At 57.5% G+C, this 14,546-nt stretch carries 13 protein-coding genes; 10 read left to right on the top strand and 3 right to left on the bottom strand.

All coding sequences use genetic code 11. The features are described 5' to 3' along the window. The first annotated feature begins 1,220 nt into the window (after positions 1–1,220). The 3 genes from avs3b to CK228_RS08765 all read left to right on the top strand — a co-directional run bounded on the left by avs3b (position 1,221) and on the right by CK228_RS08765 (position 3,761). Entirely contained in the window at positions 1,221–1,988 is a 768-nt protein-coding gene (avs3b, locus tag CK228_RS08755; RefSeq protein WP_095787548.1) for an AVAST type 3 anti-phage proein Avs3b, read from the top strand. 86 nt (positions 1,989–2,074) lie between these two features. Continuing rightward, positions 2,075–2,512, top strand: coding sequence for a hypothetical protein (locus tag CK228_RS08760; protein WP_095787549.1), 438 nt, complete (start codon positions 2,075–2,077; stop codon positions 2,510–2,512). 355 nt (positions 2,513–2,867) lie between these two features. Further along, positions 2,868–3,761, top strand: a complete 894-nt coding sequence (locus CK228_RS08765; RefSeq protein ID WP_095787550.1) for a zincin-like metallopeptidase domain-containing protein — start codon at positions 2,868–2,870, stop codon at positions 3,759–3,761. A gap of 51 nt (positions 3,762–3,812) precedes the next feature. On the opposite strand, the gene CK228_RS08770 is transcribed toward CK228_RS08765, so the two are convergent. Both CK228_RS08770 and CK228_RS08775 read right to left on the bottom strand, forming a co-directional pair. Continuing rightward, positions 3,813–4,061 (bottom strand): conjugal transfer protein TraD, encoded by a 249-nt coding sequence (locus CK228_RS08770; RefSeq protein ID WP_095787551.1) that lies wholly within the window; start codon positions 4,059–4,061, stop codon positions 3,813–3,815. A gap of 1 nt (position 4,062) precedes the next feature. Next, positions 4,063–4,389: a conjugal transfer protein TraD gene (locus CK228_RS08775; protein ID WP_179295854.1), complete on the bottom strand. Its 327-nt coding sequence runs from the start codon at positions 4,387–4,389 to the stop codon at positions 4,063–4,065. Between the two features lie 172 nt (positions 4,390–4,561). Between CK228_RS08775 and traA the strand changes: the two genes are divergently transcribed. Together traA and CK228_RS08785 are read left to right on the top strand one after the other, a co-directional pair. Next, positions 4,562–7,609: a Ti-type conjugative transfer relaxase TraA gene (gene traA / locus CK228_RS08780; RefSeq protein WP_095787553.1), complete on the top strand. Its 3,048-nt coding sequence runs from the start codon at positions 4,562–4,564 to the stop codon at positions 7,607–7,609. Positions 7,610–7,736: 127 nt separating this feature from the next. Further along, on the top strand, positions 7,737–7,934 hold the full coding sequence (locus CK228_RS08785) for an AlpA family phage regulatory protein (RefSeq protein WP_095787554.1): 198 nt from the start codon (positions 7,737–7,739) through the stop codon (positions 7,932–7,934). Here the strand turns inward: CK228_RS08785 and CK228_RS08790 are convergent. Further along, the gene (locus CK228_RS08790; protein ID WP_095787555.1) at positions 7,931–8,170 is read right to left on the bottom strand and encodes a helix-turn-helix transcriptional regulator; all 240 of its coding nucleotides are present in this window, start codon (positions 8,168–8,170) and stop codon (positions 7,931–7,933) included. The genes CK228_RS08785 and CK228_RS08790 overlap by 4 nt on opposite strands. A gap of 119 nt (positions 8,171–8,289) precedes the next feature. On the opposite strand from CK228_RS08790, the gene CK228_RS08795 reads away from it, so the two are divergent. From CK228_RS08795 to CK228_RS08815, 5 genes are all read left to right on the top strand, one after another. Then, positions 8,290–8,868 carry a hypothetical protein gene (locus CK228_RS08795; protein WP_095787556.1) on the top strand — a complete coding sequence of 193 codons (579 nt, stop codon included), beginning with the start codon at positions 8,290–8,292 and terminating at the stop codon, positions 8,866–8,868. A gap of 259 nt (positions 8,869–9,127) precedes the next feature. Continuing rightward, entirely contained in the window at positions 9,128–9,280 is a 153-nt protein-coding gene (locus CK228_RS35210) for a hypothetical protein (RefSeq protein WP_179295848.1), read from the top strand. Between the two features lie 158 nt (positions 9,281–9,438). Next, positions 9,439–10,374 carry a pentapeptide repeat-containing protein gene (locus CK228_RS08805; protein ID WP_095787558.1) on the top strand — a complete coding sequence of 312 codons (936 nt, stop codon included), beginning with the start codon at positions 9,439–9,441 and terminating at the stop codon, positions 10,372–10,374. Between the two features lie 342 nt (positions 10,375–10,716). Continuing rightward, positions 10,717–12,522 (top strand): AAA family ATPase, encoded by a 1,806-nt coding sequence (locus tag CK228_RS08810; RefSeq protein WP_095787559.1) that lies wholly within the window; start codon positions 10,717–10,719, stop codon positions 12,520–12,522. After that, a complete protein-coding gene (locus CK228_RS08815) occupies positions 12,519–14,291 on the top strand; it encodes an ATP-dependent helicase (protein WP_095787560.1) in 1,773 nt (590 codons plus the stop codon). The genes CK228_RS08810 and CK228_RS08815 overlap by 4 nt, the downstream gene beginning before the upstream one ends. Positions 14,292–14,546: the final 255 nt, after the last annotated feature.

The following is a 14,546-nucleotide window of genomic DNA, read 5'->3' on the forward strand; positions in this document are numbered from 1 at the left end:
ATCGCCGTTCCCGGCGATTGAAGCCCGCTCTTATGAGCGCGGAAGCGCACGTTCGTCGCCGAAGACGTATGACGAAGACCATTTCTATTTTGACCATGACATGGAATCCTATTGGTTCCCGCCACTGGCGAAGTGCTTCGGTCTTTTGAGCAGCGATATCGAGCGACGGGTGGCAGCCGTCGTTACGGATGACTGGCAGTATCCCGGCCGGTTGCATTGGCAAGAAGATGCGCGAAGCCGCCGGAAGATGTTCGAATACGAAGACACACGGCATTCGAATAGCTCATACCCAAGTGTTGACGACCTCCGTTTCTACTTAGGTTCCCACGCTACAATGATCGTGGCTGGCGGGCTTCTCGACACCACACCAACCTATCGTAGCCCCGATTCAACCGAGGATGACTTTTCAGAATGGTTCCGGTCATACCATGACCTGTCCCGCCAGGACGGCTATTGGCTTGCCGACCGGCGAGACCCTATCCCGCTCGATATTCTTTCCTGTAAAAATGACATCAAAGACGCCGACTGGCCCTCATCGGTTGGCCGCGAAGATATAGACCGCGTGTTCTTCCCGTCGCCGGGGGTGGTCGCCCCCTGGGGTTATTGGAACGCTTCGTCAGGCAGACAACAGGAAGAGTGCACGATCCGAAGCGCGCTTGTTTCGCGTGAAAGGTCCTCGGCACTCCTCCGTGCCTTGCACAGTGCTGATGACCAGAACGATTACGCGATCCCTGAAGCCACGAGTGACTGGCAAATCAATTCCGGGGCATTTCAGCTGAAAGGCTGGGTTATTGACCGCACCCGTGCCCGGGGAATTGACGACAAAGACCCTTGGGCGGGGGAAATTCGCTGCCCGGCGCCCCGCCCGTCGAATGAAATTGTTGATGGCATGAAATTGGTAGCCGACCGCGAAGGCCGGCACTGGCGGCTGGACGCGAAGGAACCGGCCTCCATGGTGATCGAAACCTGGGGGATGTTTCACGAAAGGGACGATGACACCAGCGACAACCGAGGCAGTCGGGTCCACGCGTCGTTACCATTCATCCGGCAGCTGTTGCGCAAGCTCGATATGGACATGATCGTTAAAGTGGAAATCGAGCGGCGGCGCAGCTACTCTCGATACGAAAGCCGAGATGACGATGACAACAAGAAAGTCCCGCCCACGGTCCAACTCTTCCTCATCAAATCCGACGGAAGTATCGAAACATGCTGACGCGATCTTGGCCCTTGGCAAAAAGCTCATCGCCGAACTGAAGCTCGCCGACACCAATGATACGTTGTCGCGCTGGATGGTCCATTACCTTGCGGAGCAAATCAAAAATGCCGAACAGAAAGCTGCGAAGGATCACCCGCAGCGCGTCATAGCGTGCCGCGATGCGATCCTCGCCCTTTGGCAACACAGACACGAGTTGCCAAGCGGCAGCCGCCCGTTTCAGGAACTCGAACCGATAATAAGAACACTGGCGTCGCTTGATTCTGACGCAGGGCCATATCGCTATTTCGCGCCTCCGTTGCCACCCGAGAGTGCGCGCAAAGAAAGCAAGGCATCGCAACAATGGCTGCAATTGGCGGAGCGCCTCGACTATTCTGCGCGCATCCTCATCAGGCAATGCCTGGCGAACGCAGCGGATAACGCAATTGATAAATCAAGGGTATGGGTCGCGCTTGCCCAGAAGGCCGGCCTTGAGCAGATTGAATTGCCGATTTTGCGCATCATCATTGCGGACGGCGACCTTGCCGACGCAACCGATCCCGACGAAGAGCAGCGGAAGCTTCTGAAGGATCGCGCGGACAAGCTACGCGGATTTGTGGAACTCGCAACGACGGTTATCGAGGAATACGACAGTCAACTTAACGGAAAGCCGGGCGCAAAAGCCAAAAAACCCAAAGCCCTTAAGGCGCCTGCTGTTTCCCGTTTGGCCAAGCCTGCACAGTTGATCGTTGAAGAGCGTCGGTCTCGCCGCAAGAGGGCAGTGAAGAAGCGTTAAGCCCTCGATAAACCACCTGACGATTTGTGGGGTCATCCCAAAGCTTGTCTTGCAGACTTGCGATCCTGTCAACTTGGAGGAATCCGATGTCTGATCCTTATAATGACGGGAGAGAGCTTGCCCGGCTTTTTGGCCGTTTTGAGCATGCTCTTAAGCGCACGGGATTCTTGAAGAACAGATCCGACGCTCAAGCTGATTGGGATGCTTTCGCCAAGGCGCTTGGCCCGACATTCTTTGCTGACATCGTGAACGCGGGAGTTGCCGCAACGCTTATCGGTGACCCGCCACGAAAGTTGATGAGTGAGGGCCTGACATGGCAGCCGGAGCACCCCACGCCCCTTGCCAATGTCCACCAGCTCATCGTGCAGGGAGTTTGCCGCGTAAGAAACAGCTACGTTCATGGCGAAAAGTTTCAGGGTGGATCAGAGACCTGGGCAAGAGACGCAACCCTCGTGGGCGAGGCTCTGGCGGTATTGCGTGAGGCGCAGGGACGTGTGCCCGCTGTATCCGCGCTTCTCGCGTAGCGCGGCCAGAAATTGACGCGAGGCGGCCTCGGAACTGGCCGACATGGGTCATCCTGCTCTACTGGACCGGGCTCTAGGCGCACGCGCCCGAAGCCCCTGCTTCGCTAGAGCTACGCAGGGTCTTCGCCCTTCGGGTGACGATCCCTTGCCCAAGATGGGGGCGACAGGGCTCCGCCCTCACGACCCCCAGCAACAAGAAAATCGCCATCCCCCAATTCTCACTCCCTCGGCTCCGCCTCAGTCGCTGCGAACCGGGTGGTTCCCCCTGACGATTTTCTTGTTGCTCCCCCTAACCCGGTCTCGCCGACGGTCAGGGGTTCAGACGGAGCTGAACCCCAAACCAAAAGAGACCGCCATGAAAACCGACCTCTATCAACAGATCACCGACCAGATTATCCGCGCCCTCGAACAGGGCACGCGCCCGTGGCATCAGCCGTGGAATGCTGGACATGCCGCCGGCCGCATCACCCGGCCGCTGCGCGCGGGCGGCATTCCCTATCAGGGCATCAACGTGCTGATGCTGTGGGCGGCAGCGGTGGAGAAGGGATACGCAACCCCGTTCTGGTTTACCTTCAAACAGGCGCTTGATCTCGGCGCGCACGTCCGCAAGGGCGAGAAGGGCAGCCTTGTGGTCTATGCCGACCGCATCACCCGTACCGAGACCGACACGGCAACCGGCGAGGAATCCGAAACCTCCATTCCGTTTCTCAAAGGCTATACCGTCTTCAATGCCGAACAGGTGGAAGGCTTGCCCGAGACCTATTATGCGAGACCGGCCCCGCGCGATGATACGATCACGCGCATTGAACGGGCCGAGAGCTTCTTCGCCGCGCTCGGCGCCGATATCGAGCATGGCGGCAATTCAGCGTGCTACGTCATCTCCCGCGACCAGGTGCGGATGCCGGTCTTTGAAGCCTTCCGCGATGCCGAGAGCTATTACGCCACCCTCGGCCATGAAACTGTGCATTGGACGAAGCACCCGACGCGCCTCGACCGGGAGTTTGGGCGCAAGCGCTTCGGCGATGAGGGATACGCCATGGAAGAGCTGGTGGCGGAACTCGGCGCGGCTTTTCTTTGCGCCGATCTTCAACTGACGCCCGAGACGCGCGACGACCATGCGGCCTATGTCGCAAGCTGGCTGAAAGTGTTGAAGAACGACACGCGGGCGATATTCAACGCCGCATCACATGCCGGGCGCGCGGTGGAATTTCTGCATGCGCGGGCGAAGGTTGAGGGTCTGGCTGCGTGACCCTTTGAGGCTGTCGGAGCCTTTGCCGCCCACCGCTCGCGCCGACCGCCGCTAAGTTCGTGGCCCCTTTTTCTTCTCGTGCTGTTCCGCTTCGAACGCTTGCCTTCCTTTCGCGGCCGACAGGTCTCGCGCATGCTCGCCTTCATGGCTCTGCAGCTTAGCCGCGATCCAGAGCAGTGCGCCGTAGATGATGGCGCGATTATCATTGGTCAACTCGACGAGACCCGCCTTAACGACCAGACCGCCGAGTTCAATCAGATGTCGGGTTCGCTTGCGTCGCTCAACCTGCCAAGCGCGCATATCATTGCGAGCCCGTGCCGCCTGACGGCGATTGTGTGCTGCCCGGTTGCGCTGCAGCGCTGCGATGGTTGCGCTGAGATGCCGGAGCAGTTCGCCGGGGCCTGCTTTCGAAAAACGTCACTCCACGCTTAGCCCATGCCTCACGCTTTGCGGTGTCTTTCGTCTCAGTGATTGCGACCAGCGCGCCGGCGAGTTCCTCGCTGCTGAGTTGATCGGCGCCGGTGGCGATCACCAATTCGCCAAGCTGCTGCACCTTTCGCGTCTTGAGCTCCCGCGCCTTGTCTTCCAGTGCTTTCATTTCGGCGTCGAAGTCTCGGGGTTTGCGCATGGCTGTCTCCATCGATTGTCGATCGGAGGATGATAGGGGAGCGCTTGCCGGAAGGCTTCAGGGTTGCCGAGACAGCCCGGGACGGGCTGGTCCATCCCGAGAATTTTTCGAGGGAGGGCGCGCTTATACGTCGTGCCGACGTGGGCTTTGCCGTGCAAATGATTTGGTCGCGATGGCGATCTATCATCTTCACGTCAAGGTCATTGGCCGCAAGGCCGGCTCAAGCGCTGTGGCGTCTGCCGCCTACCGCTCGGCTTCGCGGTTGCGCGACGAGCGCATTGATCGTGTGCAGGATTTTTCCAGCAAGCGCGGTGTTGTCCATTCCGAGGTGATGTTGCCGGAGAATGCGCCCGAAGCCTGGAGCGACCGCGAACGGCTGTGGAACGATGTCGAAGCCTTCGAGATGCGCAAGGATGCCCAACTTGCCCGCGAGGTGGAGTTTGCCCTCCCGCGCGAACTGAGCCAGGCGCAAGGCATCGAGCTGGCGCGCGACTTCGTTCAGGCCGAGTTTGTCAGCCGAGGCATGGTCGCCGATCTCAATGTGCATTGGGACAGGGCAGAGGATGGCAGTCCCAAGCCGCATGCCCATGTCATGCTCACCATGCGCTCCGTGGACGAGAACGGATTTGGCGCAAAGGTACGAGACTGGAACCAGACCGAGCTTGTCGAGCGCTGGCGCGAGCGATGGGCCGAACTTGCCAATGAGCGGCTTGCCGAACTCGACATAGACGCCCGCATCGATCATCGCAGCCTGGAAGCGCAGGGCATTGCCCTGGAGCCGCAGACCCAGATTGGTGCACCGGCGCAACGCATCGAGGGCGACGGCCTTGATGATGGGAATGCTGAAGCCGATCGCGCCGAACTGCACCGCGAGATCGCGCGCAACAATGGCGCGCGGATTATTGTGGATCCATCCGTGGCGCTGGATGCCATCACGCATCAGCAATCGACCTTCACCCAAAAAGACATTGCGAAGTTTGCGCATCGCCACAGCGACGGTATCGAGCAGTTCAACGAGGTTGCGCGAGCCATCAGCAGTGCAACCGATCTGATTGAACTCGGCAAGGACGGACGTGGCGAAGACCGTTTCACCACCCGGCAGATGATCGACACTGAACAGCGCCTTCACCGCGCGGCGGCGCGTATTGATTTGGACGAGCGACACGCGGTGAGTGACGCCCATCGCGAGGCAGCACTGGCGCGAGCTGCGCAACGCGGGCTTGTCCTGTCAGGCGAGCAGACCGAAGCGCTTGCGCACATCACCGATGGTCGTGGTCTTGGTGTCGTCGTCGGCTTTGCCGGAACCGGCAAGAGCGCCATGCTTGGCGTTGCGCGCCAGGCATGGGCAGCGGCGGGCTACGAGGTTCGAGGCGCCGCACTCTCCGGCATTGCCGCCGAGAATCTCGAAGGCGGATCAGGCATCCCGTCACGCACCATCGCCAGCATGGAACACGGCTGGGGGCAGGGCCGCGATATGCTTACGGCGCGGGATGTCCTGGTGATCGACGAGGCCGGCATGGTCGGCACGCGCCAGTTGGAGCGCGTGCTTTCCCATGCTGCGGACGTTGGCGCAAAAGTCGTCCTCGTCGGCGATCCGCAGCAGTTGCAGGCAATCGAAGCCGGCGCTGCATTCCGCTCGATTCACGAACGCCACGGCGGTGTCGAAATTGGCCAAGTGCGTCGGCAGCGCGAGGACTGGCAGCGTGATGCCACGCGTGATCTTGCAGCCGGCAGGATCAATGCTGCGATCAGCGCCTACGACGCGCCAGGCATGGTGCATCAGGCTGCAACGCGCGACGAAGCGCGAGGTGAACTCATCGAACGCTGGGATCGCGACAGGCAGGCGCATCCAGAGGCGAGCCGGATCATCCTCACCCACACAAACGACGAAGTGCGCGCCCTGAACCAGGCGGCGCGCGAGCGCATGCGCATTGCGGGAGATCTCGGCGACGATGTTCCGATAAGCGTCGAACGCGGCGTGAGAATCTTCGCCAGCGGCGACCGGGTCATGTTCCTGCGCAACGAGCGCGGGCTTGGCGTCAAGAACGGCACGCTTGGCATTGTGGAGGAAGTCAGCAAACAGAGCATGACGGCTCGCGTCGATGATGGCAGATCGGTTCGCTTCGACCTGAAAGACTACGCGCACATCGACCACGGCTATGCCGCGACCATTCACAAGGCGCAGGGCATGACGGTCGATCGGACCCATGTACTCGCTACGCCTGGCATGGATGCACATGGCAGCTACGTCGCACTGTCGCGGCATCGAGATAGGATGGATTTGCATTACGGCGGCGACGACTTCAGTACGCGGGAGCGGCTGGACCGCACGCTGTCACGGGACCGCGCCAAGGACATGGCGTCGGACTACGAGCAGATCGATCCGGCGCAGATCTATGCCGAGCGGCGCGGCATCACGTTCCGCGAGCGCGTGGTAGAGATCGTGCGCCGGATTGTCCCGGAGAAGCTGCGCGACAGGATCGGCGGATTGCTGGACGGGTTGCGCTCGCCCGGAGACGGCGGGCCCAGCCAGGAAGGTGGGCGCGGGCCGGGAAGGGAAAATGTTGGGGCGCAGATCGGAGATGTTGGCGCCACGCCTAGAAGAGATCCTGCTGCCAGGGGAGCGCCGCGCGACACTAATCTGCCGGGGAACCCCGAAGCAGAAATTCGCCGAGCCCGCACGCAGGCGCTAGTGCGTCACGCGCGAGCGCTCGACGCGATCCTCAGCACTGGAAATGTGGACGGGCAGGGTAGTCCCGAGCAGATGCGCGAATTGAGGGATGCCCGCAGCGCTTTCGAGACGGTGCGGCCGTATGGCTGGCGCGATGCCGAAGCGGCCTATGTGAAAAACCCCGAACTTGTCCGCGAGGCAGGGGCCGGCCGCGTCAGCCGCATCGTGCTTGCCCTCCAGCTTGAGACGGAAATCCGCACCGGGAGGGACATCGATCCCAGCCGCCGCGCCGACCGGTTCGTGGAAGGCTGGCAGAAGCTCGACCGTAAGAGCCAACACCAGTACCAGGCCGGCGACATGTCTGGCTACAAGTCAACGCGCTTGGCCATGTCCGATATGGCCAAGAGCCTCGAACGCGATCCTCAACTTGAATCCTTACTGGCAAACCGCAAACGCGAACTTGGCATCAACGGGGATTCGGGTCGTCGCCTGGGCGCCGAACTCGCCTTCAGCCATGGCATCGGTAAGGGGCGGGGCATTGGGATCTAAGGCATGCCGATTTGCCGCCGTTTGCACTCCGCAGCTGGCTGAGGCGACAAACCTGATTGCCTCCTGCATGAGTTCGTCTTGTCTGTCCCAGCAGAAATCAGCGACAACCACTGAGGTGCAGGCAGTTATGTCCGAGCCGGATCGTATCATACGCCTCAAAACCGTCCTTGCTCGGACGGGTCTGTCCCGTTCAACCATATATCGCAAGATCGCCGAAGGCACGTTCCCGGCTCAGATCAAGATCAGTGTCAACGGGGCTGGCTGGCGGGAATCCGATGTCAATCGATGGGTTGACGATCCTGTTGCATGGCGAGCAGAGCGTTAGTTCTGATTGCGAGACAAACGAACACCGGGGCCGCCGCCATTATTCGGAATGAACTCTATCCCAACAGCTTCGAGTGATAGCTTCAGTGCCTGCAGGATCGATTCAGATGCAGGTTTCGAACCACGTTCGAACTGCACGATAGTCCTCAAACTTACCTTGGATATATCCGCCAGCTCCTGTTGAGAAATGTCGAGTAGCCCACGAGCCGCACGAATTTGGGCCGCACTTACCTTCATTGTTCAAATGCCCTGTTGCACAAAAAGTGCAAATATGCTTGTTTTAGGAAGCGACCGTTGGAGGAGGTGCGTCCACTTCCCGCAGTCTGACCACGCCTAAGCTTATCGGAGCTCGGATCATGGCTGATTCCGACTATAGCACGACCACGCCCTCCGTCACCCATGGCCAGGCCCCCAACGCCTTGAGCGGGTTATGCGGTCCAGACCCCGCGATTCTCCTGCTGCGAGACTGGTTGCGGGCACAACGCGTTTCGCAGGTCCTTTGTCGACTACAACAGCGTCTAGAGAGGCGCGTTCTCGACGCTGCAGGCCCGGAAGCGATTGATGAAAAGGTCGGCTACACGATCGCCTATCAGGCGGAGGTCGAGGCCACGACAGCGGCCTTGAAGCTTCAAGACAAACTCCCCCGGATACCGGCGCGATCGCTTCTAGGCATTGTCGCCAAGCTCGAAATCATCGCTGGCGCGGATCGCGACATCGATGATCCAACAGACTTCCCCTGGCCGCATATAGCTTCTGTCCTTGATGATTTGAAAAAACTCGCCGGAAGCCTGCCGCTTGAGCGGCCTGATCGATCAATCGTTCAAGAGGATTGTAGATCATATCAAGCGATAGCCGCTGACTTCGTCGGTCTGGAAAGGCAGGCCACCGACCCGCATTTGGGGCGCCGGCCTGCATTTGGCATCAACTCGGAATGACGCGATTCGGCGACCTTACCGAGATGCAGATGTTGCGCGGCGGATTGATGAAAGCGGCGCGTAGCCAGACGGATCGGCGGTCGCCGGGGAGACTCCTTGCCAATCAGGCCATGGAAATACGACGGGCCGCGCCATGGGACGCGTAGTCAAGTAAGCTTTCCTTTACGACATCTTGTTTCATCAAATGCCAGTGCCCACCTACCTTGCGTCGTCCCGCCGGGCCGGATACTTGCGCTGTGTTTTAGGGAAGGAGAACATCATGGGTGGTGTTAAGGCGGCAATGATGGAACACGAAGAAAATTTGGCTATGGCTGCGTCCTACCTAGTGGACATCGAAAGAATGGAACGCTGCGAGGCCCACGGCACCAGAACCGTGGTGCTACTGGGCCTGTTCCGTGGGCTGCCGCCATGAAAGCCCGCGAATACACTGACCTCCTTAAAGAGGCATACGAAAGTCATCCGGGCGAAGCATGCTTCGCATGCGAGAAGAACATGGCCGACTAATCGGCATTGAAGAATCTGAGACACCGCTAGCCTATATTCCAGGCGCTCTCCCAGCAGGCTTAGGATGTGAGCGCAGCGACAGCCGACTGGCTGAAATCGGCGGGGAGGTTCCTATTGCCAAAAAAGAAAACTTGGAACTGGCGCAAGACGGTGATTGCCGTCGGTTCAAGTTGGTGGACTGTGGCCGTCACTGTTCTTCTGCTTTCCGCCGGCATCGCAGTCTTCTTTTGGTACGTTTACGACCGGTTGGACGAGTATTGGAAAGGCGTAGCCACAAACACCACGGCGGGATTCTTCGACGTGGTTGTGGTGGTGTTCACATTTGGAGCTTATGAGCAATTTCGTCGTCGGAGCGATGACATTGCCCGTTTGCGTGGGCGTATCGAAGACGTGAAAAGGTTCGATGATCCGCGTGCGCATAGTATCATAGGTTCCGCGATACGCGGACTTGCCAAATTCGGCCTTACAGACATCGACCTGCGTGGCGCACGGCTGACTAATTTCTCCTTTCCCAGTAACGGGATCCGCTCTATCTCTGGCGCTGTAATCTCGGATGGTCTCTACTTTGACGACGAAATGAAAAACTTCGCGAAGCTCAATTCAGTGGCTTTCACTGGAGTGGATTGTAGCGACGTTTGTTTCAGCAGCGGCGAGTTTTCTTTGGCTACGTTTAATGACTGCGTTTTTCAGGGCGCATCTCTTGTTGGTGCTAGATTCAACGGAACCTCTTTGAATTGGTCGGTCGAAAGAGTCATAGCCGATGAAGCCGATTGGCAAGAACTTGTCGATGAAGCGGAAGACGGTTCACCGATTTATGCCCAGATTTACAACCCGGCCTTTTATGGCGCAGACCTAACGAATTGCATTTTCAAAAAAGTGCGATTTCAGAATGCCGATTTTCGCGGTGCCCAAAATATCGAGAAAGCGATTTTCGTTGGTGCAACGGGGCTGGAAACCTGCCACTTCGATGATGGCCAGACGCCAGCATCTTCCAAATCCTAGCTCATTGGGCAAGGTGGCGTCATATGACACTCTCTACGAATCTGGCGGGCAGGAGTTCGAAACTGTTCGGGGGCGCCGGCATCGAGCCTAATCTAACTATAGCTACACACGCCGTTCCATCCAAGCATAGGGAAGGGCTTTTCGCTCCCGTTGGAGCACACCAAATTGAAGGCCTGCCCTTGAAACCGTGAGCCCATGTGGCGGTGCAAAGCGCCGCGCTTAAGCGCCGTAGGCCTGAAGAGGGCGATGTTCATATCGCAAATATTCTTTTGCACTCAATGATCTAGCGCAGTTGCGTCAGACCAATTTCCCTTCTAAAGCATATAGAAAGGGGGGACTAGCATGCAAATTTCTCGCATCGTCGTTCGTAATTACAGGGCGCTTGCTGCCGTCGACATAAGTGTTTGTGAAGGGCTTTGTTGCGTTATCGGCGAAAACAATACGGGAAAGAGCGCTCTCCTGAGAGCGATCCAGATATGTCTTGATGTCACACTGCCGTCCAGTTATCGCTCCCTTATACGGGAAGATATTAATTCGTCAGTCGACATTTCGGTCCCCAACCAAGTATTGATCGGGATTGAACTCTCCGATTTTCAAGGCAAGGTCAACGAAGAGGCGCTCGTCAGCACATGGAAAACGGGGCCGGATACGGCAAGAATTTTCTATAGGTTCCGTCCCAAGCCGAGCATTCGCGAAAAGCTGAACAATTCCGAGATCGCTCCAGGTGAACTTACGCTTGAGGACTATTCATGGGACCTGCGAGCGGGAGGTGATCCTGCTTTAGACCTCAGCAAGCTCGAATGGAACGACGAGGACGTAGGCGAGCCGGTTCGCTTCGCCGACCTTCAATCCTATTTGGTCGTTTCGCTTGCGGCGCTTCGTGACGTTGAGGCCGATCTTCGCAACGCTCGGGTTTCACCCCTCGTACGTTTGATAGAAGCATTCGACGTACCGCCCACCGAGCAGCAAGCCCTCATTGCAATCCTCAATGAGGCAAACGCGAAGATTGAGGGTGCCAAAACGATTTCCGATGTTGCTGCGGCTGTCGACAAATCGTTCAAAACCGTATCTGGCCCGGCGTTCGAGATGGATGTAGGCCTGGGTCTTGCCTCCGCAACATTTCAATCGATTATCCGCAACCTCAAAGTACTGCTATCAGACGCAACGTTGATGAAGTTCGAGCCTGCCCGCAACGGCCTCGGCATGAACAATATTCTCTATATCGCAATACTCGTTGAATACCTGCAGAAGCGCATTGCGCGGGCTTCAAGCGCCGGTCAGCTCCTACTGATCGAAGAACCTGAGGCGCATCTGCACCCTCAGCTTCAGACTGCACTTCTGATTGCGCTCCGTCAGTTTGGCATACAGGTAATTCTAACAACCCATAGCCCGCAGGTTACGTCTCAAGCGCCGTTCAAGACCTTCGTATCCCTCACCCGTAAGGAAGATCTGAGTGTTGCGGCAGGGACGCTCGCAAAGAATGATGCTCTTGATGAATCGGACGTCGCCGACCTTGAGCGGTATCTCGACGCAACGAAGAGCAATCTACTGTTTGCGCGCCGTGTGATGCTGGTCGAAGGACCAGCAGAAATTTTCCTGATCCCCGCTATGGTCGAGTCCGTGAAAGGGATTCAGCTTGAGCGAGTTGGCATCTCTGTCATCGCCATTTACGGCATTCATTTCGGCGTGTACGCCAAGCTGTTCCGCGAAGGCTCTTTGGAAAAACGGTGCGCCATTGTCGCAGATGCCGACCTTTCTCCGTCTGATGCCGACGAGAATTTTGACGTTGATGTGGATGCGCCGGACCTTGCAGCGCTTCGCGGTCCCTTCGTTGAGGTCTTTGCTGGAGCGACCACTTTCGAGCGTGAGCTCGTTTCCGTCAGTACCCTGCCTATGTTCATCGCCGCTCTAAAAGACCTGGGTGCGACAAGGACCTTCATGCACCTTGAAGAGAGTTTTGCACAGCTTACAGACATCTTTGGCGACGCAGACGAAGATACCATTCTGGAGGATGCCGGGGACGCCGTCCTCGCAGCTGCGAAGCGATTCGGAAAGGCCCGGTTTGCGCAAGTCTGTGCTCGCCACGCAAGTCTCTGTACCGCCTTGCCTCGTTATATCGAAGACGCTGTTGACTGGCTCAGTAAATGATAAGCCTTACCGCTGAGCAGCGCGCTCCTGTCGTTGAAGAAGGCAATATCTATCTGTCAGCATGCCCGGGCAGCGGCAAAACCCGTGTCATCACAGCAAAGCTCTTGCTGCTGGCTGAGGGGCAAATTGGCTCGCCACGCTCGATCGCGTGCATCACTTACACGAACGCTGCTGTAGACGAGATTGAGAGCAGACTTAAACAGGTTGGCAGCCGCGCCATTATTGACGTTACTGAAGTATGCACGATCCACTCTTTCTGTTTGCAATACATACTCCGGCCATATCGCTGGTTGGTTAAAGAGGTTCCAGCGAAATTTAAAATACTAACGAGGGATTCGCAAGATTTCGAGCGCTTGGTAACCGCCGTAGAGGATGAGATTGGACGAAGCGTCGGACGGACTACTTTCGATGACTACGCGTCGATCAGCATGGGGCTGAATGGCGAGCCGTTCGGTCCCGGTATTGAACGGGGAGTAGGCTCGGTGCCGCTAGCAAAACGGCTATGGCAATTGATGCTAGCTAACGGATTTATCGATTTCTCGATGATCCTCTACTACTCGTATAAGATCCTTAGCAGTTATGGCTTCGTGGCTACCGGCGCCGCGTCCAAATTCAAGTGGTTTCTTGTCGACGAATTTCAGGACACCACAGCCGTCCAAATTGAGATTTTCAAGCTCATTTTCGCCCACAAAAGAAGCAGCTTCTTTCTGGTGGGCGATGAGAACCAGTCCATCTACGGCTTTGCAGGAGCTAAGCCGGCAATGGCACAGGACTTTGCGGATCATATTGACGCATCGCTTGACTTTGCCCTTTCAGGAAACTTCCGGTCCGGTCCCAAGATCGTCGACGCTGCCGAAAACCTCATAGCACGCACACCACGAATGCAGAGCGTGGGAGCGGCGTCAAATTACGGTGAGGCGCCGATCTATGTTCACGTCAACGATCCTAAGGTTGCGGTCACTGACTACTTTCTGCCTTGGATCGATGCGCATAAAATTCCTCTTGGAAGATGCGCAATCTTGGCCCCTTGGTGGACACATCTTGTTCCCATCGGAAGGCACCTGCGAGATCTCGACGTGCCGGTATTCGGTCCGGGCGCTCGTCCGTATCAGCGTCGACGAACGTTCGCCGCGCTTGCGGAGCAACTTGGTGCCTGCGTTGAGCAAGACCATTTGCTTGGGCTGCCAGGAGTTGAGAAGGCCATTTTTGGCCTCTCGCAAGAGGTAGTCGGCGTAACGCGCTTCGATGTGTTTTCGTACGAGGGTCGCAAGACAGCTCTTTCTCTGGTCTATGAGGCAAAGAGGATTGCTCTAAAGCATCCAGGCGGCCTTGAATGGATGAGGGTTTGCTCGGAGCAGTGCGCAGAAATTCTAACTCGGGATGGTTGGATACCCGAACCGCAAAAATGGCTTCTGCGGAGTTCGGTCGACGAGATGGAGGCCGACATGGTAAGACGAAATGTCGATGTCGCTAACCTACAAATCTCTGACCTTGGTCTTTTTGCGAATCCTGACCGAGCGATCAAGCTGATCACACTTCATAACTCAAAGGGCCGGGAGTTCGACGCGGCAGCATTGGTATGTATGAACGAAGGAAGCGTCCCGCATTTTTCCGCACGAACTCAAGCGGAGTTCGATGAAGCGAGGCGCTTGATGTATGTCGGCATCACGCGCCCAAAAAAACTTCTGCTGATCGCATCGCATCAACTGGATTATCGTGACCGTCCCACGCGCTTCATCAGGGAGTGCGGCATCGTTCGATCCAACTGAATCCTGCCGTCAGCATCTCTGCCAGCCACTGAGCTTTAGGGGCGCTACCCGCAGCGCACCCACACACAATAGACGTCTCCCGAGGTTTGGATGAGAAAGGGCGACATGAGTCGGCGGTAATCGGCGTTGGTTGTGTGCGTCAAGTTCTGCAAAAAGGGGGCGGCCATTGTGCTGGTCAAGCGGCTTGGCGTAGAGCGAGCTTCTTGTGCTCGCGCAGGTCGTCCATGTTGATGTAGCGATTTGCCTCCATCCAGT

The organism is Mesorhizobium sp. WSM4312 (assembly GCF_002294875.1).
Classification (GTDB): domain Bacteria; phylum Pseudomonadota; class Alphaproteobacteria; order Rhizobiales; family Rhizobiaceae; genus Mesorhizobium.

Bases quoted from the DNA above. Each gene is read 5' to 3' on its own strand.
- CK228_RS08790 (WP_095787555.1), bottom strand. From the start codon at position 8,170: ATGAAGGTAAGTGCGGCCCAAATTCGTGCGGCTCGTGGGCTACTCGAC.
- CK228_RS08785 (WP_095787554.1), top strand. From the start codon at position 7,737: ATGTCCGAGCCGGATCGTATCATACGCCTCAAAACCGTCCTTGCTCGG.
- CK228_RS08765 (WP_095787550.1), top strand. From the start codon at position 2,868: ATGAAAACCGACCTCTATCAACAGATCACCGACCAGATTATCCGCGCC.
- CK228_RS08770 (WP_095787551.1), bottom strand. From the start codon at position 4,061: ATGCGCGCTTGGCAGGTTGAGCGACGCAAGCGAACCCGACATCTGATT.
- CK228_RS08760 (WP_095787549.1), top strand. From the start codon at position 2,075: ATGTCTGATCCTTATAATGACGGGAGAGAGCTTGCCCGGCTTTTTGGC.
- CK228_RS35210 (WP_179295848.1), top strand. From the start codon at position 9,128: ATGGGTGGTGTTAAGGCGGCAATGATGGAACACGAAGAAAATTTGGCT.
- CK228_RS08795 (WP_095787556.1), top strand. From the start codon at position 8,290: ATGGCTGATTCCGACTATAGCACGACCACGCCCTCCGTCACCCATGGC.
- CK228_RS08815 (WP_095787560.1), top strand. From the start codon at position 12,519: ATGATAAGCCTTACCGCTGAGCAGCGCGCTCCTGTCGTTGAAGAAGGC.
- CK228_RS08810 (WP_095787559.1), top strand. From the start codon at position 10,717: ATGCAAATTTCTCGCATCGTCGTTCGTAATTACAGGGCGCTTGCTGCC.
- traA (WP_095787553.1), top strand. From the start codon at position 4,562: ATGGCGATCTATCATCTTCACGTCAAGGTCATTGGCCGCAAGGCCGGC.
- CK228_RS08775 (WP_179295854.1), bottom strand. From the start codon at position 4,389: ATGCGCAAACCCCGAGACTTCGACGCCGAAATGAAAGCACTGGAAGAC.